Origin of the sequence: Agarivorans sp. Toyoura001, assembly GCF_005405585.1 — a bacterium.
In the GTDB taxonomy this organism is placed as follows: domain Bacteria; phylum Pseudomonadota; class Gammaproteobacteria; order Enterobacterales; family Celerinatantimonadaceae; genus Agarivorans.
Window position 1 is genome coordinate 1 of the sequence record NZ_BJEQ01000009.1, and the last position, 21,819, is coordinate 21,819.

Annotated in this window: 21 protein-coding genes; 19 read left to right on the forward strand and 2 right to left on the reverse strand. The window is 44.6% G+C overall.

Features of this window, described 5'->3' with window-relative positions:
- Window positions 1-301: 301 nt before the first annotated feature.
- Together FFR00_RS11780 and FFR00_RS11785 are read left to right on the forward strand one after the other, a co-directional pair.
- Entirely contained in the window at window positions 302-1,687 is a 1,386-nt protein-coding gene (locus FFR00_RS11780) for a PhoH family protein (RefSeq protein WP_137673607.1), read from the forward strand.
- A 10-nt stretch (window positions 1,688-1,697) separates the two neighbouring features.
- Window positions 1,698-1,976 (forward strand): PilZ domain-containing protein, encoded by a 279-nt coding sequence (locus FFR00_RS11785; protein ID WP_137673608.1) that lies wholly within the window; start codon window positions 1,698-1,700, stop codon window positions 1,974-1,976.
- Here FFR00_RS11785 and FFR00_RS11790 read toward each other — a convergent pair.
- Window positions 1,960-2,925: a hypothetical protein gene (locus tag FFR00_RS11790; RefSeq protein ID WP_137673609.1), complete on the reverse strand. Its 966-nt coding sequence runs from the start codon at window positions 2,923-2,925 to the stop codon at window positions 1,960-1,962. The two genes, FFR00_RS11785 and FFR00_RS11790, sit on opposite strands and share 17 nt — an antisense overlap.
- Window positions 2,926-2,950: 25 nt before the next feature.
- Window positions 2,951-4,525: a 2-isopropylmalate synthase gene (gene leuA / locus FFR00_RS11795; protein ID WP_137673610.1), complete on the reverse strand. Its 1,575-nt coding sequence runs from the start codon at window positions 4,523-4,525 to the stop codon at window positions 2,951-2,953.
- 181 nt (window positions 4,526-4,706) lie between these two features.
- Here leuA and FFR00_RS11800 point away from each other — a divergent pair, with 181 nt between their 5' ends.
- From FFR00_RS11800 to FFR00_RS11875, 17 genes are all read left to right on the forward strand, one after another.
- Complete coding sequence (locus tag FFR00_RS11800) at window positions 4,707-5,360, forward strand: NAD(P)H-binding protein (protein ID WP_137673611.1); 654 nt, start codon at window positions 4,707-4,709, stop codon at window positions 5,358-5,360.
- A gap of 182 nt (window positions 5,361-5,542) precedes the next feature.
- On the forward strand, window positions 5,543-6,031 hold the full coding sequence (locus FFR00_RS11805; protein ID WP_137673612.1) for a phosphatase PAP2 family protein: 489 nt from the start codon (window positions 5,543-5,545) through the stop codon (window positions 6,029-6,031).
- A 10-nt stretch (window positions 6,032-6,041) separates the two neighbouring features.
- Window positions 6,042-7,148 carry an MJ1255/VC2487 family glycosyltransferase gene (locus FFR00_RS11810; protein WP_137673613.1) on the forward strand — a complete coding sequence of 369 codons (1,107 nt, stop codon included), beginning with the start codon at window positions 6,042-6,044 and terminating at the stop codon, window positions 7,146-7,148.
- Between the two features lie 17 nt (window positions 7,149-7,165).
- The gene (locus FFR00_RS21770) at window positions 7,166-7,321 is read left to right on the forward strand and encodes a hypothetical protein (RefSeq protein WP_174235948.1); all 156 of its coding nucleotides are present in this window, start codon (window positions 7,166-7,168) and stop codon (window positions 7,319-7,321) included.
- A gap of 285 nt (window positions 7,322-7,606) precedes the next feature.
- Entirely contained in the window at window positions 7,607-9,325 is a 1,719-nt protein-coding gene (locus tag FFR00_RS11815) for an acetolactate synthase 3 large subunit (RefSeq protein WP_137673614.1), read from the forward strand.
- Window positions 9,325-9,819 (forward strand): acetolactate synthase small subunit, encoded by a 495-nt coding sequence (ilvN, locus tag FFR00_RS11820; protein ID WP_137673615.1) that lies wholly within the window; start codon window positions 9,325-9,327, stop codon window positions 9,817-9,819. Before FFR00_RS11815 ends, ilvN begins: the two co-directional genes overlap by 1 nt.
- A 150-nt stretch (window positions 9,820-9,969) precedes the next feature.
- Complete coding sequence (locus FFR00_RS11825; RefSeq protein ID WP_137673616.1) at window positions 9,970-11,862, forward strand: EAL domain-containing protein; 1,893 nt, start codon at window positions 9,970-9,972, stop codon at window positions 11,860-11,862.
- A gap of 185 nt (window positions 11,863-12,047) precedes the next feature.
- The gene (locus FFR00_RS11830; RefSeq protein ID WP_137673617.1) at window positions 12,048-12,929 is read left to right on the forward strand and encodes an MSHA biogenesis protein MshI; all 882 of its coding nucleotides are present in this window, start codon (window positions 12,048-12,050) and stop codon (window positions 12,927-12,929) included.
- Window positions 12,926-13,537, forward strand: a complete 612-nt coding sequence (locus FFR00_RS11835; protein ID WP_137673618.1) for a PilN domain-containing protein — start codon at window positions 12,926-12,928, stop codon at window positions 13,535-13,537. Before FFR00_RS11830 ends, FFR00_RS11835 begins: the two co-directional genes overlap by 4 nt.
- The gene (gspM, locus tag FFR00_RS11840; RefSeq protein WP_137673619.1) at window positions 13,530-14,183 is read left to right on the forward strand and encodes a type II secretion system protein GspM; all 654 of its coding nucleotides are present in this window, start codon (window positions 13,530-13,532) and stop codon (window positions 14,181-14,183) included. Before FFR00_RS11835 ends, gspM begins: the two co-directional genes overlap by 8 nt.
- Window positions 14,176-14,517, forward strand: coding sequence for a hypothetical protein (locus FFR00_RS11845; RefSeq protein WP_137673620.1), 342 nt, complete (start codon window positions 14,176-14,178; stop codon window positions 14,515-14,517). The genes gspM and FFR00_RS11845 overlap by 8 nt, the downstream gene beginning before the upstream one ends.
- A gap of 3 nt (window positions 14,518-14,520) precedes the next feature.
- Window positions 14,521-16,221, forward strand: coding sequence for a pilus (MSHA type) biogenesis protein MshL (gene mshL / locus FFR00_RS11850; RefSeq protein WP_137673621.1), 1,701 nt, complete (start codon window positions 14,521-14,523; stop codon window positions 16,219-16,221).
- A gap of 9 nt (window positions 16,222-16,230) precedes the next feature.
- Window positions 16,231-17,136: an ExeA family protein gene (locus FFR00_RS11855; protein WP_137673622.1), complete on the forward strand. Its 906-nt coding sequence runs from the start codon at window positions 16,231-16,233 to the stop codon at window positions 17,134-17,136.
- A complete protein-coding gene (locus FFR00_RS11860; protein ID WP_137673623.1) occupies window positions 17,133-18,344 on the forward strand; it encodes a lipopolysaccharide assembly protein LapB in 1,212 nt (403 codons plus the stop codon). The genes FFR00_RS11855 and FFR00_RS11860 overlap by 4 nt, the downstream gene beginning before the upstream one ends.
- A gap of 2 nt (window positions 18,345-18,346) precedes the next feature.
- Complete coding sequence (locus tag FFR00_RS11865) at window positions 18,347-20,095, forward strand: GspE/PulE family protein (protein ID WP_137673624.1); 1,749 nt, start codon at window positions 18,347-18,349, stop codon at window positions 20,093-20,095.
- On the forward strand, window positions 20,095-21,324 hold the full coding sequence (locus FFR00_RS11870) for a type II secretion system F family protein (RefSeq protein WP_137673625.1): 1,230 nt from the start codon (window positions 20,095-20,097) through the stop codon (window positions 21,322-21,324). Before FFR00_RS11865 ends, FFR00_RS11870 begins: the two co-directional genes overlap by 1 nt.
- A complete protein-coding gene (locus tag FFR00_RS11875) occupies window positions 21,325-21,816 on the forward strand; it encodes a hypothetical protein (protein ID WP_137673626.1) in 492 nt (163 codons plus the stop codon).
- Window positions 21,817-21,819: the final 3 nt, after the last annotated feature.

Consider the following 21,819-nt stretch of genomic DNA (forward strand, 5'->3'; position numbering starts at 1 on the left):
GGCCGTCAGGAAAAAGCGTGCTTTTTTCGGCCGAAGCGGAAGCAGCTATGCTGCACCCCTGTTCCACCGCCAGGCTCTTATTACTAAGCCCGCTCAATGAGCGGGCTTTTTTATTGTCTGCGATTTAAATCTATCCTCTATCTATATCTCAGATATAAAAAGAACAATACAGGTGGTCAATTATTGGCCAGTTAGCTGAGTGAATTGGTGAAATGTTTGTAATGCCGATCAGGATGATTTAGCCTGAGAATGAACGTTTGCAATACTTCTCACATCGCCTGTTGGCCTATGGAGGGCAAATATGGAAAATAACGCTCCAAGTAAACTGTTCATTCTCGACACCAATGTGCTGCTGCACGAACCCCTCGCTATTTACTCATTTCAAGAACACGATGTCGTCATCCCGATGACGGTACTCGAAGAATTAGACCGAATTAAAGATAGGCAAAAAGACGTAAGTCGCGATGCTCGAGTAGCTATTCGCTCTCTAGAGGATGTCTTTGCCGATGCGTCCCCAGAAGAAATTGTTAATGGTATTAACCTTAAAAATGAAGCTGATAATCAAGTTAGCGGTAAAGTCGCCATTTTTGCGGATCACGCCTTAGAAAAAGATCAGCAAAACTTTACTGCTGATGAGCCCGACAACCGTATTATTAATGCGGCTATCTATTTGCAAGCAAAGCACACCCCGCGAAAGGTGGTTCTTGTAACTAAAGACATTAATATGCGCTTAAAGGCTAAAGGAGCCGGCCTAGAACTTGTTGAAGACTATCGTACCGATCAATTGATAGATGATATTCGCCTATTAGCTAAGGGCTTTGTAGAGTTTGAAGGTAGCTTTTGGGGGCGTGTTAAAGACTGTGAAAGCAGCTCTGAAGGTCGAGATACCCACCATGTTATTGATGCTGAGGTCCTAGGCCCATGTTATGTGAATCAATACATAGTGGATGATACCGAAAGTTTTGCTGCGCGAGTTGTAAAAAAGGATGAGCAAAAGGTCGAGCTACTAGATTTAGGTTATGAACGGCTGATGGCCAAACATGCTTGGGGGGTGCATCCTAAAAACATCTATCAAGGCATGGCGTTTGATGCCTTGCTCGATCCAAGTATCGATTTAGTCATTCTTACTGGCCCTGCCGGGTGTGGTAAAACATTGCTGGCAATGGCTGCTGCTTTAGAGATGGTGGTAGAGAAAGGGATCTACGACAAGATTATTGTTACTCGAAATACTCCTGAAATCGCTGAATCGATTGGCTTTTTACCCGGTACAGAAGAAGAGAAAATGGCCCCTTGGCTGGCAGCGATTACCGATACTTTGGAAGTGCTGCACAAACATGATGAATCGATGTCAGGCTCAATGAATTACATTATGGAAAAGGCCAACATCCAGTTCAAATCCGTTAACTTTATGCGTGGACGGAGTATTCAAAATTCCTTTGTCTTTTTGGATGAGTGTCAAAATTTAACAGCTTCCCAGCTCAAAACCATTATTACTCGCTGCGGTGAAGGAACCAAATTGGTATGCTGTGGTAACTTAGCGCAAATTGACAGCAATTACTTGTCGGCAGTGACCTCAGGGCTAACTTACATTGTTGAGCGCTTTAAAGATTTTGAAGGAAGTGCAAATGTTTACTTAAATGGCGTAGTGAGGAGCCGTTTAGCCTCGTTTGCAGAAGAAAAACTATAGAAGGTAAAAGATGATTGGAGACGAAAACAAGCGCGCATTTCACCGTATGCTAATTGATGCAGAGTTACGTATCTGGGTTGGCCAGCAAAGCTATTCGGGTTTGTGTAAAGACTTAAGTGCTACTGGCATGGGGATTAGTTTAAAAGATGTAAAACTGGCCTTAGGCGATGACGTTGAAGTCGCCTTAAGTGGTCAAGGTGTTGCACCTTTTAGTGCTAAGGGCAAAGTGGTACGTTGTATAGCTGAAGGCGATATTGATTACGCTGTTGAGTTTACTTCACTCTCTTAAACTTTGGGGGTTCCCAGTCTATTCGTTGATAGGTATAAAGCCCTGAATGGATGTACTGGGAACTGCTTTTTGCTACTTTCCCTAATTGAAACAACGCTGGCCCAGTGGGTTCAGCAAGTACAAATTTCTTACCTCTTATCTCCACCGTTTCATCACTAGCTCTTGCTGGAATGGCCAAAGCAATCAAAGCATGATTTGGCACATAAATAATGGCAATATCCAACCTTGGAAAAGCCGTTTTGAGGGCGCTAGCAATCAAAGTAGATTTACTATCGCAGTCGCCTACATTATTACGAATAACTTGAATTGGGGTGAGGTAACCAGCGCCACGTAGATTGTCTTTAGAGCGTAGTTGGTTGTAAGGAATAGATTGTACAAACCCCAGTAAATAATTAGTGACTTCCCTAGGGCTACTTTCCTTGTCCCCTAGAGCATTTAAGCTGCTGTTTAACCAACTTGTGAGATATTCGGCGCTCTCTTTAGCCAAACGGTTATGGTCTGGCATAATTCCTATTGAACCATCCACGGTACGTTGTTCTACAAAGTATTGTTGGTTTAAATAGTTTTGGTAATGCTGCTCAATGTCTTGGTGTAGTTGAGTATTTATTTCTTTTAACAGTGCTTGGTCATTGCCCTGCAGCTGATAAGAGAGTTGGTCGTTTTGAGTATTAAAGGTTACTCGTGCTTGTTTAGGGTCTATGTTACTTAGGCTGCTTTTTAGCTGAGAGAGCACGTATTGCTGAGCATGTTGAGGGCGATACTGAGTAAACTTTGTGAGGTGGTGTGGATAGTTGAGTAAGCTAAAGCCTATTTGTTGTTGCTTACCTTGTTGATCGTTCCAGAGGTAGTTGTAATTGCCTGCATTTCTGTCAAAACTGAGCTGTTCTGCATCAGCAAAAGCACTGAGTAAGCCGGAGATAATGAGTAAGTGAATTAATCCTTTTTTCATTGTTGCTCCGGCTGATTTAATGCTATTAGCCTAGTTTAGATTGTTTCTGTTTGGCGACTTGTTCCGCGCGATGAATATGATTCAATACGTGAACAAAGGCTTTAGCCGAAGCTTCTACAATGTCGGTGGCTAAGCCCATGCCGTGATATTTACGCCCCTGATAATTTGCAACAATATCGGCTTTACCAAGTGCATCTTTAATATCTGATTTTTGCGCAGCACTTGTGCCACCGCCTGCGGCTTCAATAGTGTAGTCGTCGATCTTGATATCGTAGCCGGTTATTTTACGTAGGCAACGGTAGGCTGCATCGATGGGACCATTCCCGGTAGAGGCTTCGAGTATTGTCTCTTCACCGGCGATAAGCTTAACGGTAGCGGTTGAAACCACATCAGAGCCACTTTGAGCACTTAAGTACTCTAATCGATAATGCTCAGATTCATCTTGTAAGTTATTAAAAAATACTAAGGCTTCTAAGTCATAATCAAAGACTTGGCCTTTACGATCTGCGAGTGCTAAAAAGCTCTCGTATAATTCATTTAAGTCGTAATCAGCTTCGCTGTAACCTAACTCCTGCATACGGTGTTTGATTACGTGGCGACCAGAGCGTGAGGTAAGGTTTAAGCTGTTTTTGTTTAAACCAATACTCTCGGGTGTCATGATTTCGTAAGTATTTTCATTCTTCAACATGCCATCTTGGTGAATGCCTGAAGAGTGTGAAAAGGCGTTGCTGCCAACGATGGCTTTATTAGCTTGTACTGGCATGTTACACAAATGACTGACTAACTGACTCGCGCGGTAAATTTCTTGAGACTTAATATTGCTGGTTAAACCGCCGAGCTGATCTTTACGAGTATTGATGATCATGGCCACTTCTTCGAGTGAGCAGTTGCCTGCACGTTCGCCAATCCCGTTTAAGGTACATTCTATTTGGCGAGCACCTTGCTGCACAGCTGCAATAGAGTTAGCTACCGATAAACCCAAATCATCGTGACAGTGAACCGATATAACGGCTTGGTCAATATTAGGTACGCGATTAAATAGGTTGCTAATAATGCCACCAAACTCGCTAGGAAGCGTGTAACCAACGGTATCTGGAATATTTACCGTGGTAGCGCCGGCTTTAATCGCGGCTTCAACCATGCGGCAAAGATTATCAATAGGGGTGCGTCCGGCATCTTCACACGAAAATTCAACGTCGTTGGTATAGTTACGCGCGTGTTTTACTGCTTTTACTGCCATATCCAATACGTCGTCAAAGCTACGTTTAAGTTTGCTTTCTACGTGCACGGTTGATGTAGATATAAAGGTATGAATACGGAAGGCTTCAGCAACTTTTAGTGCCTCGGCGGCTACATCAATGTCTTTTGGTAGTGCGCGAGATAATGCACAGACAGTGGAGTTTTTAATCTCTCGAGCAATGGTTTGTACTGAGTCAAAATCGCCAGGAGAAGAAATTGGAAAGCCCACTTCCATAATGTCTACGCCTAAACGTTCTAAGGCGAATGCAATTTGCAGCTTTTCTTTAACCGTTAAGCTGGCTGCTAAGGCTTGTTCACCGTCACGAAGGGTGGTATCAAAAATTTTGACTAGGTCAGACATTCATTAATCCTTGTCTATGTTATCTGTGTTTGCCTAACTGCACGTTATAGTGATTAGGTTTATTATTAGTTATTGAATGCGAGGCGCACAATATATCGGCTATTTTAGCAAGCTGACATCTTAACGGCTAAGTAAAAATAGAGCCAGTGACTCAATAACAAATTAATAAGGGGGATAAAGCGTGACCAAAACTGCAATTGTGATTGGCGCTACAGGTTTGGTGGGCCAGCAATTAGTGACGCAACTTCTGGCTAGTGAACAATGGCACAAGGTAGTGGTATTTGTTCGCTCTAGCTTAAATGTGTCTGATGAAAAATTGCTCGAGCACGTGGTTGATTTTGCTGATATGCCACAGTGGCAAGCAGACATTAAAGGCGATAGCTTGTTTATTTGTTTAGGCACTACACTTAGCCAAGCAGGCAGCAAAACGGCGATGCGTAAGATTGATTTGGAGCTACCGTTAGCGTTTGCCACATTGGCCAAAGGCAATGGTGTTAACGATTGCTTGCTTATCTCTTCGTATCTAGCAAATGCACATTCACTGTCACATTATTTGCGGCTGAAGGGCGAACTTGAAAACCAACTGGCTCAGCTAGGGTTCCAACGCTTTATTGCTTTTCGACCGGGGCCTTTACTTGGGAAGCGAAAACAACCGCGTTTTTCTGAGCAGGTGGTGGCAGCTATGCAGCCAATATTTAGAGCACCTTATTCGCCATTACGCGCTTGGCGAGGTATTTCTGCGGATCAATTAGCCCACACTATGAGCGTTTACGCGTTGTTAGATGACAATATCGCTAAGCAAGTTGTTCAAGGAGAATCCTTGTTTCAACATTGATGGAAAAACACTGTCATTAGTCATTAACTCTTTAAGTCCCCTTAATCCACCTACTTCGTAAGGTTCTTCTCAGTGTGTAAGTTATCACTAAGCTGAACATTGTCATGGTTTTGTCAAGTTACCTTCATTTAGCGGTAAAGCAAATTATCCAGTCTGTGGAAAAGCACAGGAAGGAGCTTGGTATGTTACAACGATTGAGCCAGTGGGATTATGCAATATCCGCTACATGTTTAGGCCACCGCTTTAATGCGCAAGTGGCTAAGGCGGCGCGGGTGGTCTCTCATTCCGGCGATGGTTATTACTACGCCTTATTTGGCGGGATTATCGCATTCACTCCATTTGCCGGCTCATTTTTGAGCATTGCTTTACCTGCCTTTGTTATTGAGCTGATGTGCTACTTGGTGCTGAAGCAAGTGTTTCGCCGAGACCGCCCCAAGTCACTACCGGTATTTATCTGCCCTTCTGATCGCTTTAGCTTTCCATCTGGACACAGTGCTGGCGCCTTTGTCATGGCCGGAAGTATCGCCCAAATTTTTCCCAGCTGGTCTGGTATTGCATTTACCTGGGCAAGCTTAGTGGCTTGCTCGCGAGTATTGCTTGGTGTGCATTTCATTAGTGATGTTATCGCCGGAGCAAGTTTAGGTTTGTTTATCGTTTACAGCATCAATTAGGTTAAGAAAAATGCGAATTCTTTACGGTGTTCAAGGTACAGGTAATGGCCATATTACTCGTGCGCGTTTGCTTTGCTCGGCCTTAAAGCAACAAGGTATACAGGTTGATGTACTTATGTCAGGTCGCGAAGGTGAAATGCCAGATGTTCCTGAGTTTGGTCGCTATCGTAAGGTGAAGGGAGTGAGCTTTCACCATAAAGGTGGGCGTGTGAACAAATGGGCGACGTTTCACGATTTGTCATTAAGGCAGTTTGCCCAAGATGTGAAAGCGCTCGATTTGTCATCTTACGATCTATTGATTAACGATTTTGAACCAGTAAGTGCATGGGCCGCTAAGCAACAAGGTGTAGATAGCCTTTCTATTTCTCACCAAGCTGCGTTCTTGCATGATATTCCTACTAAAGAAATGGGCTTTTGGAATCGTCGTTTAGTTCGCAACTTTGCGCCCTGCAAATACAATCTGGGTGTGCATTGGGCCGATTTTAAGCAGACCATTGTGCCACCACTGGTGGAAGCGTTAGAAAACATTAGCAATAACGGGAAAATTTTAGTGTATTTACCGTTTGAGTATTTGCATCAAATTTTGCCCTTGTTGAAGCGATTTACTGGCCATCAATTTGTGTGTTTTCATCCTGAGATAAAGCATCCAGTATCGGATGGAAATATTCAGCTACAGCCAATAAGTCGCAACGAGTTTTTAGACAATCTTCGCGCATGTGCTGGGGTGTTTTGTAATGCCGGTTTTGAGTTACCTTCAGAAGCAATGGCTGCAGGCAAAAAATTGCTAGTTAAACCGCTGTTTGGCCAATTCGAGCAAGTGACCAATGCCTATACCCTGCAAAGCTTAGGTTTAGCCCATGTGGCCGAGAGCTTAGAACCTTATCAGTTGGATTCATGGTTACAGATGGACCAAGCTGAGCCGGTTTATTACCCCAATGTTGCCGAGTTGCTGGCGACTTATATCAAGAAAGACCAGTGGCAAAACCTTGAAGCAATGGCTAAAGATATGTGGCAGCAAGTGAGCTACCCTGCGGCTAGCCAGTTGCTCATGGCGAATATCATGAGTGACCGAGCCCCAAGCGCCGAATCTTTGACTAAAATTAAAGTGTCGGGATGAGCCTACAAGGAGCGAGTATGCGTTTTACTAATGAAGACGGCCAGGTCATGGACTTAGCCAATAACATGACCTTACAAGAATTATACGATATGGGAGTAAGCATCTCGCTAAGTGAAGATGCCGATCCAGAACAACAGATTTGGCTAACAGAAGAGCATGATTCTATTAAGTGATAATGATGCTTGTGTGTAGCGCTAAGTGACCGGGTGATATCTATTTATCATCCGGTTTTTTATTGTTTGTTTGGGAGAATAGTCTGTTGAAGCTCTATCCTGCTTGAGATTTTTTATAGGATGAGCTGCTTAAAAGAGCAGAAAGACTAGACAAAAGCGTAGACGCTAGGGGGCAAGAAACGTTAAAGTGCTAGCCTTGGAAGACAGGATTATAAGTCCAATTTCCCGCAACATAACAAGAGTTATCCCCAACAATTAAAATAAATAAAGCCTGGAGGCTTGAACATGGAGAAGTTATCCGGCGCCGAAATGGTCATCCGCTGTTTGCAGGACCAGGGTGTTAAACATATTTTTGGTTACCCTGGCGGCTCAGTATTAGATGTCTACGATGCGCTATTTGACAGCAGTGATATTGAGCATGTTTTGGTTAGACATGAGCAAGCCGCTGTACATATGGCCGACGGCTATGCGCGCGCAACTGGCGAAGTAGGTACTGTATTGGTGACCTCTGGTCCCGGTGCTACAAACACGATCACCGGTATCGCTACCGCCTATATGGATTCAATCCCTTTGGTGGTGTTATCCGGCCAAGTGCCTACTGGTTTGATAGGCCAAGATGCCTTCCAAGAAACCGATATGATCGGTGTTTCTCGTCCAGTGGTTAAACACAGCTTTTTAGTAAAAAAAGCCGAAGAGATCCCTGCCGCGATTAAAAAGGCTTATTACATTGCCTCTACAGGGCGTCCGGGTCCGGTTGTTATTGATTTACCAAAGGACGTGCAGAATCCGCTGCTTAAGTTCCCTTACGAATATCCAAAATCGGTTAACATGCGGTCGTATAACCCTACGTTAACTGGTCATAAAGGTCAGATTAAAAAGGCAGTTAAAGCCTTAGCTGCTGCCGAACGTCCAGTGCTGTACATTGGTGGCGGCGCGATTATGGCTGAAGCTGGCGAGCAAATTAGCAAGCTGGTTGATTTGTTTAATATGCCAGTTACCTCAACCCTGATGGGTTTAGGGGCATTTGCCTCCACCGACCCTCGCTTTGTGGGCATGCTTGGTATGCACGGCACCTATGAAGCCAATATGTCGATGCATAATGCCGACGTGATTTTTGCGGTGGGTGCGCGCTTTGATGACCGCGTCACGAACAATGTGAAAAAGTTCTGCCCTAACGCGACTATTTTACACATTGATATTGATCCAACCTCCATATCAAAAACAATTCGTGCCGATATCCCTATCGTCGGTTCTGTTGATTCAGTGATTGACCAAATGCTGGAATGTATTGAAGAAACAGGCATTAAGAACGAAGCCGACAGCTTGAAAGCGTGGTGGGCTCAGGTAGACGAATGGCGCAGCCGCAAGTGTTTAGACTATGCAAAAAGCGATACATTGATTAAACCTCAGCAGGTGATTGAATCAATGTACCGCGTTACCAAAGGTGATGCTTATGTCACCTCTGATGTTGGTCAGCACCAAATGTTCGCCGCCTTGTATTATCCTTTTGATAAGCCACGGCGTTGGATTAACTCTGGTGGTTTAGGCACCATGGGCTTTGGTTTCCCCGCGGCTATGGGGGTTAAGTTTGCCTTCCCTGATGCTACCGTGGCCTGTGTAACAGGTGATGGTTCTATTCAAATGAACATTCAAGAGTTGTCGACTTGCTTGCAATATAACGTGCCAGTGGTGATTGTTTCTTTGAACAACCGCTCGTTAGGCATGGTTAAACAGTGGCAGAAGATGTTCTACGATGGTCGCCAATCTCATTCTTACATGGATTCCGTGCCTGACTTTGTGAAATTGGCTGAAGCTTACGGCCATGTAGGTATGCAAGTGAATCACCCTGATGAGCTAGATGCAGCCATGGAAAAAGCCTTCTCAATGAAAGACCGAGTGGTGTTTATGGACATCATGGTTGACCCTGAAGAACACGTTTATCCAATGCAAATAAAAACCGAAGCGATGAAAGACATGTGGCTAAGTAAAACGGAGAGAACATAATGCGCCGAATTATTTCAGTTTTATTAGAAAACGAAGCTGGTGCTCTGTCTCGTGTTACTGGCTTGTTCTCGCAGCGCGGTTTTAACATTGATTCATTAACCGTGTCTACCACAGAAGATCCAACTCTTTCACGTATGAGCATTTGCACTTACGGCGATGAAAATACCATTGAGCAAATCACCAAGCAGCTAAACAAGCTGGTTGATGTGCTTAAAGTATCGGAGTTAACCGAAGCTGAGCATGTTGAGCGTGAGATAATGTTGGTTAAAGTTCGTGCGGCTGGAGCAATCCGCGAAGAAGTGATGCGAACTTGTGATATTTTCCGCGGTCAAATCGTTGATGTAACGCCAAGCATGTATATCATGCAATTAAGTGGCGATAGCGCCAAACTGGATGCTTGTGTCAAAACCTTAGCGCAATCAACCGAGATTTTGGAAGTAGTGCGAAGTGGTGTTTGTGGCATGAGCCGCGGCGAGAGAATGCTTCGACCATAAATCTTTTTGAAATGTCGAGTTAAAGACCAGCTTAGGCTGGTCTTTTTTTGTATTGATTCCAAGCATTTCGATAATTACTGATATACTCAAGCGATGGCTAAACCAAAGGATGGTAGGGCCCGTTGCGCTTGATGGTGAGGAACACCTTGCATGAAATTCTCTAGTCGGATCATTGTATTTACCATTAGTTGCGTAGTAGTCGCGGTACTGCTTGTATTGCTAGGTGGAGCATTAACCTTCCGACAACTTGCCTTCAATCAGCAGCAGCACCAGTTGCGCTCGGTAGTTGAGGTAATCGATGGCCAGTTGAGTGTTCAACCAGAAACACCCGAGTTTGCCCAATGGCTGCCTAACTGGCTGCGGGCCCATAATATTCAAGTATTAGAAGTGTCTAACCGTGGAGGGGTGATTTATACCTTTCGCGAACTCAATTATACCGGCAATAGCAATAGCTTGGTGTCTTACCGTTACCCCTTAATGGCTCATCCTGATTTTGTGATTCAAATTTGGGTAGAGCGACCATTCAAACAGCTTACCTACGAACCCGAAGCCATGTTGGGCATTGGTGGCGGCGTATTGATTGTTGCACTCAGCTTAATTGCGGTGTTCCGCTGGCTTAAAAAGATTATGTTCGGTGCAGAGTTACTGCAAACGCGCGGTAACCAAATATTGGCGGGGCGATTGCGCGACGTACAAGTGGGTAGTCCCAAGGAATGGCCTAATGCGGCCAGTAAAGCCATTGAACAACTTATTACTCAATTACTTGAAGCACGCCAAGAACGTAGCCGGTTTGACTGTATTATTCGTAATCACGCCTTTGTCGATGAGCTCACTCAGTTGTCAAACCGCACCCATTTCTATAATCAGTTAGAAGCGGAAATTGGTGATGCAGACGCACACACCGGCGCGGTGCTTTTGGTTTATTTGCGGGGCATGGATGACGTTAATTACCAGTACGCCCGTAACGAAGGCGATGCTATTTTGCAGCAAAGTGCCGATGCATTAAAGCAGTACACGCGCCGCAACATAGATGTGAACTTAGCTCGCTTCAGTGGTGATGCCTTTGCTTTGTTAATGCCGCTTTCCACTTTAGATGAAGCTGAAGATACAGCTGCGGGCATTCTCAAGCTGCTAGAGCGCATTTCTTTGCCAGAAGTGGCGGACGAAGATGACTTTTTCTACATTGGTATTGCAGGTTATCAATATGGTGACAGCGCGCAATTAGTGATTGAGCAAGCCGAAGACGCATTGCGTGTTGCCCAAATGCAGCGCCACAATGGGTGGTATGTGGTACCTCGCGAATTAAGTTCAACCCAAACCGGAAAGGGTTCGGTTCGCTGGCGTACCCTGTTGCAGCATGTATTAAGCAATGAAGGGCTGCATTATTATCAGCAAGATGTTGTTGATGAAGATGGTCGGGTTTGTTATCGCGAATTATTAGCCAGAATTACCGACTACCAAGGCGAAGTGATAAACGCTGGCGTATTTTTGCCTTGGGCGGAGAAAAGCGGCTTACAGGCAAGTTTTGATGAGCATGCCTTAACATTTGCCATGAAGTACGTGAAATACACTCGCCAGCCTATCAGTGTTAACTTGAATATTGCGACGGTAATAAAGCAGTCGGTGATGCGTGAATTGCTGCAGTGGGTTTTCTCTGTGCCTTACAAAGAGTGTAAGAAACTAGTCTTAGAGTTTCCCGAGATACAGTTATCGCAGTTAAATGACACCGAAATGCTACGTTTAAAAGCACTGAATAAAAAAGGCATTAAGTTAGCGGTAGAGCGAGCGGGGCAGCGGGTGGTGAGTACTCAATACATTAGCGAGTTAAAGCTTGAATATTTGAAGCTGCATACTAGCTTAGTGCGAGACATTCAGATTCGACAAGTTAACCAGCTCGCAGTGAGCTCATTAGTGGCCAGTTGTTCTGACCGCGTAGAGGTTATTGCTGTAGGCGTAGAGCGCAACGAAGAATGGCGTGTTTTGCAGCGTTTAGGTGTGCACTACGGGCAAGGTTTCTTATTTAGCAAGCCAGAGCCCATTTAAATCATCTTAGGGTGGCGTTTTGGTGAGAAAAGCATGAGTTATTTGAGTGTCTAATCTACAGTTACTAGATATACCGCCGTTAATCTTGAGAATTAGCACATATTTGTCGGCCAATGCTTTAAAAAATAACAGAAAAGTTTAGACTACTTGTGTAGATTTTACATGGATTACTCAAAGGAAAAGGGATGGGTTTAGCGTTTTGGCGAAGAAATACAGCGAAGACTCGTTGCAGTGCCTATTTGCGCTCAGATCTTGTGGTTTTAGCCGATCACCAACAGCAAACCTTTGAGAAGTCGGTTAGCTCTATCGAGCAATGGCCAGAAGCGTTAGCATCATTATGTAAAGAGGCACAACTCGGTGCCGACCATCAAATTGTTTTTGTTCTAGGTAATGCGCATTATCAACAGTTTCAGGTAGAAAAACCCAAAGTCGCCGATGAAGAGTTGGCGGGGGCTGTGCCGTGGACCATTAAAGACATGGTGGCAGAGCAGGTCTTAGATTTAGCGGTTGATTATTACGAAGCGCCAGCCGCGCCAATGGCCAGTGAAAAGCTCAATGTAGTGTGTGTTCGTAAACCTATTATTCAGCAGCTGGTGAATATGGCGAATCAGCAAGATTTAACCATTGAAGGCATCACTATTGAAAGCCTCGCTGCGATTAATTTTCTTGAAGCGAATGAGCGTTGCCAAATGTTGTTATGGCAGCCCAAAGGTGGTGACTTAGAACTTATTGTGGTTCGCCAAGGGCAAGTATCTTTTACTCGTCAGCTACGTGCCTTTTCTGCGTTGGGTCAGATGCAAGAAATTGAATTTACCCAATCTTTCTTTGATAGCTTGAGCTTAGAGCTACAACGTTCAATAGACTACATTAGCGCCACTCTAAAGTTGCCAGAAGTTAGCGTTATTCAGTTGGCGATTCCTAGCCGTTTTTGTGATGAAATTGCTCGCCAGTTGCAGCAAAATCTAACCCCAAAAGTTAATTTATTAGAACTCTCGTCGATTGAAAGTAGTGAGTACTATTATCACTTGCCAGCCTTGGCTGCTTTACAAGAAGGGGTGTTGTCGTGAAAACGAGAATTAACCTTTATGTTGAGGAGTTTCGTCCAAAGCCAGAACGAGGTTCACTAAGGCAAGCGGTGATATCTTGGGGAATTGTTGGCGTGTTAGCTTTGGTCTGGGGATTTTGGCAGCAGCAGCAAACCAATGCCGCTGTTGTAAGCTCGAGTGCTCAACGCCAATTACTTAATCAACAAGAGCAACAGCTTAATAAACTAAAAGCCGCTATCGAGCAGCGCGCTTTAGACCCAAGATTGCAGCGTGAAGTTAGCCTGGTGCAACAAGAGCTAACATTGAAACAATTGTTAGACCAGCGCCTTAAAGGACATGGTTATGCAAACAGCGGCTTTTCTTCATCGCTTAATGCTTTGGCGTCTATTGAAGATAGCCAAATATGGCTGACTGAAATAAATATTCAGCGTGGTCGTATGGCCTTAGCGGGGCAATCAACCAGCAGTGATGCGGTGCCTAAATGGCTTAAGCAGTTTAAGGCCTACCCCGATTTGTCTCAGCAACAGTTCGCTGGCTTGAAGATATTTAGAGATGAAGACCAGCAACTGCACTTTAGTTTAAGTGGTTCAACTAAGAGCGAAAGCATATTAGGAGCCTCAAATGAGTGAGCAGTGGCAACAGTGGCAAGCTACCTTCGCAGGTCTTAGTTTACGAGAACGCCTATTGATTCTTGTTACCGGCTTGTTGGTTATTATATTACCGAGTTATTACTTGTGGATAGAACCCGCCAGTATTAAGCAAAATAAAGCTGAAACAGAGTTAGCAGAAGCGACGCGCAAATACGCTGAAAATGCCGATTTAATTGAATTCAGTAAAATAAAACTGCGCGAAGATCCTAATAAAGACATTAAAGCTGAGTTGTTACAGTTACACACTCAGCTAGAACAAGTAGATAAAAAACTAGAGCTACAGCAGGCGGGCTTGATCCCTGTTGAGCAGATGACCGAAGTATTGGAGAAACTGCTGCAAAAAAGTGACGGTTTGATGCTGGTCTCTATGGATTCTTTAGCACCTGAAGCGATATTGAGTAGTGCAGAAAGCAGCGCCGATAGCCTTAATTTTTATCGCCACGGTATTCGATTAAAACTTAATGGTGGCTATTTTCCTTTAGTTAAGTATTTGCAGGTAGTTGAAGAGTTACCGCAGCGATTCCTGTGGCAACTTATCGATTACCAAGTGCTTGAGTACCCAAGAGCCGATATCACTATCGATATCTATACCTTAAGCACCAATAAGGATTTTATTAGTGGCTAAGTATTTTTTAGCGTTAATGCTCTCATGTGGAGTGCTTACCAGTAGTGTGTTGGCTACGCCGCTAAGTGATCCTACAGCGCCACCTAATAGTCGCAGTAGCACGAGTAGTGCCGCCAAGCAGGTATCTTTACCCAGTATCCAAGCGATTATTGTTGGTGGGAAAGAGCCAGGGGCGATTCTTAATCAGCGCTTTGTGGGCGTAAAACAATCAATATCAGGTTACACCTTGAGCCGTGTGCATCAAGATTACGTAGTGTTAACACGAGCAAATAAGCAGTATCGAATTCAATTAGACAAGGTGTCAGTGAAACGCGTCACTGGGCAGGGGCAGTAATACATGTATATCAAACGGATTTTTATTGGCTGTGTCGTTGTATTGGTAAGTGCTTGCCAGTCCACCTCTAGGCCTGATCCTGTAGAAGCTAAGCAAGCTATCTCTGAAGCGCAAAAACCAGTGCCGTCTACGATAAAAGCGCCAGAGTTACCCGCAGAAGTGCAAGCAGAGCTAATGCCAGAACTTGGCTTGCAGCAGGGCGACTTGCTTCAGGTTGAGCATCGCTTTGACGTAAATGCGCGTAATGTAGACGCAAAAACCTTCTTCCCTGCTTTGATTAAAGGCTCTCCTCTTAGCGTAGCGATGCACCCAGGCGTAGAGGGTAAAATTACCTTAAAACTTAAAGAAGTGACCTTAAAAGAAGCCATTGATGTGGTGTCTGATATGTATGGTTACGACGTTAAACGTAGCGGTAAAATATTACATGTTTACCCTGCGGGAATGCGTATTGAAACTATTCCACTTAACTACTTAATGTTAGAGCGTTATGGCTATACCCGTACCCGCATTAATTCGGGTGGTATCACCGGTGGTGATAGCGATAATAATAGCTCGAGCAATAATTCGTCGAATAACTCATCTAGTAATAACTCCAGTAACAACAATAACAGCAGCCGTAATTCTAATCGGAGTGACAGTTTTAACGGCACTAAAATTGAGTCTGCGACTGAAACGCGTTTCTGGTATGAGCTTGAAGAAACCTTACGCGGCATGATCGGCATTAGTATGCGTCGAGATCGTGGCAACGATACCTCTTACGCCAATGACGGCCGCATGGTGGTTGTTAGCCCACAAGCTGGTTTAGTTACTGTACGTGCTTTTCCAGATGAAATTCGTACCATTAAAACCTTTTTGGCTAAGTCTGAAAGGAACTTACAGCGTCAAGTGATTTTAGAAGCCAAGATCATTGAAGTCACCTTAAGTGATGGTTACCAACAAGGTATTGATTGGACCAACGCCGGTGATGTGATTGGCTCAACAGAAGTATTGTTTAACAATACCTCGCAAATTCCTGGTGATGCGATTAGTGCAATATTAGGGGGCGGTGGTGCGCTAACCGTTACCGATGGTAATTTTCAAGCGGTGGTGAGTTTGTTGCAAACTCAAGGTGATGTGAATGTATTGTCTAGCCCGCGCATTACGGCGTCAAATAACCAAAAAGCTGTTATTAAAGTGGGTACCGACGAGTACTTTGTTACTGACGTATCAAATACTACTATCTCGGGCACCAACCCAGTGACCAACCCCAGCGTAGAGTTAACACCATTTTTCTCGGGTGTTGCTTTAGATGTTACTCCACAAATTGACGATAACGGGCAAGTGCTACTGCACGTTCACCCCTCAGTGACAGAAGTTAAAGAGCAACGCAAAGTGATTAGCTTTGGTAGCTCTAGTGAGCAACTTGATTTGCCCTTAGCCCAAAGTGACATTCGTGAAACTGATACGGTTATTAAAGCGAACTCTGGTGATGTGGTAGTGATTGGTGGTTTGATGAGCTCCAAACAGGAAGAGATTATTTCTAAAGTGCCGTTTATTGGCTCTATTCCTGGCTTGGGCGAGTTGTTTACCAACAAAGCGATATCGAGCAAAAAAACCGAATTAGTAATTTTGATTCAGCCTACTGTGGTGACCGAAGATACTTGGCAAATTGAGCTACAGAAGTCTCAGGATTTGCTGAACACTTGGTATCCAGAAGAAAACTAGGCGGCATAAGTGGCAGTATATCTGGAACATTTTGGACTTTCGCAAGCACCGTTTGGTTTAACGCCGAACACGGGTTTGTATCAGGCTTTATTACCTCATGACGAGGCGATACAGGTACTGCAAACTGCGCTTAAATCTGGCGAAGGTTTTATTAAAGTCAGTGGCGAAGTGGGTACCGGTAAAACGTTGCTTTGTCGCAAATTGCTTAATGAAATGAGCGATGAGTACCAGTTTGCTTACTTGCCTAATCCTTGTTTATCTGCCGAGCAAATCCATGCCGCATTAGCCAACGAATTGGGCTTGAAGGTCGACCCAAGTGCCTCTTCGCATAGTTTATTGGAACAGATTCATCACTGCTTAATTGAATTAGCCAGTCAACAGCGACCAGTTGTACTATTGATTGATGAAGCTCAGGCCTTAAGTGACGAAGCTTTAGAAGTGATTCGGCTGCTTGGAAATCTAGAAACAGAGCAGCGTAAATTATTACACGTAGTCTTGTTTGGCCAACCTGAGCTAGATGAGCGCTTAGCCAGCCAGCAACTTCGCCAATTACGCCAACGCATCACATTCTCGTACCGTTTACGCGCCTTAGAAAAGGATGAGGTGGCTAGTTACATTCAGCATCGCTTACATTTAAGTGGTTACCGTGGTGGGCCGTTGTTTACTGCAGGGTCATTAAAGCTACTAACTCGGGCAAGCCGCGGAATTCCTCGTTTAATCAATATATTAGCACACAAGGTATTGATGCTGTGTTACGGCCAAGGTGCTCAACAAGTTAGTGTAAATATGGTGAAAACCGCCGTACAAGATACCGAGGATGCGGCGTTACCAGCAGCTAAAACCGCATTGTTGGTATTGGGTTTCTCCGCTTGTTTCTTGCTTGGTTTGGTTATTTGGTGGGGGGCACTACGATGAGTGTTATCAATCAAATGCTGAAAGATTTAGATAAGCGTCAGCAAACTAACCCGCAAAGTATGGCGCCACTGGTGGAAGAGTCAGGCCGCAGTGCTAGAGCCTACATCCTTATGGGTTTAGTGCTGATTGCATTAATGATTTCCGCTTGGTTGGCACTTCGCTATTTTGCTAACTTAGAGTTAAAAAGTGACGTTGAAGTAGTGACGGAAGCAACGAACAATAGTTCGCTCTCCATTTCTCCCGAGACTGAACAGCTTCAAGCTGTAGCTGCCGCGATAGACGTTGAATTAAACGAGCCTACAAGCAGTGCTGAGCTGATAGTAGAACCAGCGGATACCTTGAGCAATAAGGACTTACCACCGAAGACAACTACTGAGTTGGAGTTGGTTGCGACTCCAGATCCCAAATCAGACGTTGAGCAGACGCTACCAAGTCCCATCATTGAAGCTGAGCCAGAAAAAATAGCGACATCAAATGTTGTCATTACTACAGATAAGGTCGTTGAAGCTAGAGTTGAGAGTGAGCCTGAAGCTAACAAACCTTTAGATTTAGAAACAGTAGAGCGTCAAGCTCCGCTTTCTAAGAATGTAGAAAGCGACGAGTCGAGCTTGGAAATAAAACCTCTGAAACTTAATCGAGAACAACAAGTTGCCTTGTACACTCGGCGCGGTTTTCAAGCATTAGACAAAAATCAATTAGTAGAAGCGCGCTTAGAGTTTAATAAAGCTTTACAGCTCGATCATCAAGCACATGAAGTGAGAGAGCAATTAGCCGCCTTAGAGTTTGGCCGTGGCAACGCAAGTGCCGCAGTGAACTTGTTAGAAGAGGGGGTTCAACTTAGCCCATTGCGTGGTTCATTTAGAGTAATGTTAGCGCGTATCTTTGTGCAACAAGAAAATCTGCCGCAAGCCATTTACTATTTAGAGAGTGCCGAGCCTGAGGTGAGTGGCAATGTAGATTACTACGCCATGTTAGCCGGCCTAGCGCAAAACCTGAACAAACAAGATCTGGCCTTAAGTGCTTATCAAAAACTGGTGAAGCATGAGCCGAGCCGCGCGCGCTGGTGGATGGGTTATGCCATTGCCAACGACAAGTTAACTCATTACAACGAGGCGTTAGCCGCCTATCGCCAAGCGGAACTGATGGGACAGCTTTCTAGTCATTCACGCGATTTTGTCGCAAACCGTATTCGACAGTTGGAGCAATAAACATGGCGCAACCCAAATTACGAATGCGTTTAGGTGACTTGCTTGTAAGTGAGCAAGTTATTAGTGAAGCTGAGTTAATGAGCGCATTGGCTCAACAAAAGCAAACCGGGCGAAAGTTAGGCGCGACATTAATTGAACTTGGGGTTATTGCCGAAGTGCAGTTACTGGAGTTTTTGGCTCGCCAACTCGGCATTCCTTTTGTCGATTTAGCTCAGGCCTCTGTCGATGCTAATGCCGTTGTTATGTTGGGTGAAGTTCATGCTCGACGCTTACGAGCTTTGGTAATTCATAAAGATGGAGACGTACTTACTGTCGCCATTTCTGACCCCGCCGATCTCTCGGCTATTGATACCTTAGCCGGGTTGTTAGCGCCAAGTCAGCTTAAATATGTAGTAGCTCGTGAATCACAAGTGGTAGAAGCTTTTGACCGCTTCTATCGCCGTACGCGAGAAATTGAAGGTTTTGCCCAAGAGCTAAAAGAAGAGTATGCCAGCGCCGATGAATTTGATATTGGTCTGGCGACTGCCAACGACGAAAGTAACGAAACTACCGTGGTTAAGTTGCTGCAATCTTTGTTTGAAGATGCGGTACAAGTTGGCGCGTCAGATATTCATATTGAGCCAGACGACAAGGTATTACGGATCCGCCAACGGGTAGATGGTGTACTACAAGAAAGTGTATTAAACGAAGTGCAAATTGCCTCGGCCATGGTGCTGCGTTTGAAGTTGATGTCTGGGCTAGATATTTCTGAGAAACGTTTACCACAAGATGGCCGCTTTAATATTAAAGTACGTGGCCATTCTATCGATGTACGTTTATCTACCATGCCTATTCAGGCTGGTGAATCAGTAGTAATGCGTTTGCTCGATCAGTCTGCGGGTATTTTGTCCTTAGAGCAAACCGGTATGCCGCCCGACATCATGGAACGTTTCCGCCGCCAATTGCATCGCCCTCATGGCATGATCGTGGTAACGGGGCCAACCGGTAGTGGTAAAACCACCACTTTGTACGGGTCCTTAAGTGAGCTTAATCAGCCAGAATCAAAAATTATTACCGTAGAAGACCCGGTTGAATATCGTCTTCCTCGGATTAACCAAGTACAAGTAAACACCAAAATTGGTCTCGACTTTTCCAGTATTTTACGGACAACTTTGCGTCAAGATCCCGATATTTTGCTGGTGGGCGAGATGCGTGACCAAGAAACCGTAGAGATTGGTTTGCGTGGCGCTTTAACCGGTCACTTGGTGCTTACCACTCTGCACACTAATGATGCCATTACTAGTGCCCTGCGTTTAATTGATATGGGCGCAGCGGGCTATTTGGTAGCAAGCTCCTTAAGAACCATTCTTGCTCAACGTTTAGTTCGTCGTTTATGTGACAACTGCAAACAAGAGCAAGCTGCCACGCTAGAAGAAAAAGTTTGGCTAGAGCACATCAGTAGCCAAGATTTAAGTCAGCAAGTTTTCTTTAAAGGCCGAGGTTGTCAAACCTGTAATTACACCGGATACAAAGGTCGAATTGGTGTATTTGAAATGCTTGAGTTAAACGAAGCAATGATGGAGTGTTTGCGTCGTGATGACCCTGATGAGTTTTCCAAGGTCGCCAAAGCGTCTGAGCAATATAGACCTCTCTCTTTAGCCGCCTTAGATTACGCCAAACAAGGTGTTACCTCGATTGAAGAAGTGCTGCGTTTAGTGGAAGAAATTGATGTTTACGGCAGTGTAGTGAATCAAGCGGAAGAGTCTGTGTAATGGCTATTTTTCGCTATCAAGTTCGCGATAGCACAGGTCGCCTAATAAACGGCGATATTGAGGCGGCTAATCAAAATGCGGCTGCAGAAAGTTTACTTCGTCGCGGCTTAACACCGATTAAAATTGCCGAAGGAAAAGTGCAAGGCGAGGGTTTTGGTAGCTTAGATGTCAGTAGCTTATGGGAGGGGCGAATTAAAATTGATGAGTTGGTGGTATTCACTCGTCAAATGTACTCGCTAACCAAAGCTGGTATACCTATTATGCGGGCGATAAATGGCTTGGCCGAAACGGCCCACAGTAAGCTATTGCGCCGTTCCTTGGCGGGGGTATCAGATGCGCTAAGTAGTGGGCGGGCGTTATCTACATCAATGGCGGAATACCCGAAAGTATTCTCACAGTTGTTTGTAAGTATTGTGCATGTGGGCGAAAACACTGGCCAACTAGAGCAAGCGTTTTTGCAGTTATCGCAGTACTTAGAATTAGAAATGGATACTCGAAAGCGGATTAAAACCGCGATGCGTTATCCCACTTTTGTGATTTTGGCGATTGTTATCGCCATGGTGATTTTGAATATATTTGTTATTCCACAATTTGCTGAAATATTTGGTAGATTTAACGTGGAGTTACCCTTAGCCACCAGAATATTGATAGGAACGTCGAACTTTTTTGTGAACTTTTGGCCGCTGTTATTAGTGTTAGCAATTGGTTCGGTGTTTTTGGTGAGGTGGTATGTAGCCACTCCCAAGGGGCGAATGTTGTGGGATAAAACCCGCTTGCGTTTACCGGTGGTTGGCTCGGTGATTGAACGTTCTTTATTAGCGCGTTTTTCTCGTAGTTTTGCCATGATGTTGGGCGCAGGCGTTCCGTTAAATCAAGCTTTATCACTAGTGGCCAGTGCGGTAGACAATGCCTTTATGGCAGAGCGTATTGTAGAGATGCGCCGAGGTATTGAACGCGGAGAGAGCTTATTGCGCAATGCCATCGCTAGTGAGTTGTTTACGCCCTTGGTATTACAGATGATCTCGGTGGGTGAAGAAACCGGCCAAGTGGATGAATTGCTGACCGAAGCTGCTGAGTTTTATGAGCGTGAAGTGGACTATGATTTAAAGAGTTTAACCGCGCGAATTGAACCAATACTCATTAGCGTGGTCGCAGGTATGGTGCTAATTCTTGCTTTGGGTATCTTTACGCCAATGTGGGACATGATGCGTGCAGTTCGAGGTGGTTAAGTGAATCGGCAAGATTTACTGGAGAATAACCGTTCTCGCTTCAGCTGGATTGTGACATTCTGCATAGTTTTATTAGTCGTATTATTGCTTTTAATTAGCTTTGTTAGGACAATTGAGCAAGCAGAGCAGCAAGTTGTAGAAGAATATACTCAAACTTGGGTTAACCAGTTGGCGCAAGTTCACGGTTTATGGATAGCCAGATTTAGACCCGAGTTCTTAGAGGTAAATCTTTATCAACTCGATAGTTTAACCGGTGAACAAAAGGCACTAGAACCGATCACGCTTAAAATGACTAAATCTGGTTGGCCAGACGTTGGCAATCGACAAGATTGCTTGGTCTTATGGCAGCAATTAGTGGGTGTTGAGTTGAGTTTTGAAGGGAAGGCAAGTGATGCTGAATTTTTACAGCGGCGCTGTTATTTTACCTTTGAGCAGTTAGCGGTGATGGTGTACAGCCCGCAACAAGGTTCGATTACAAAGGAATGGCTGTAAAGC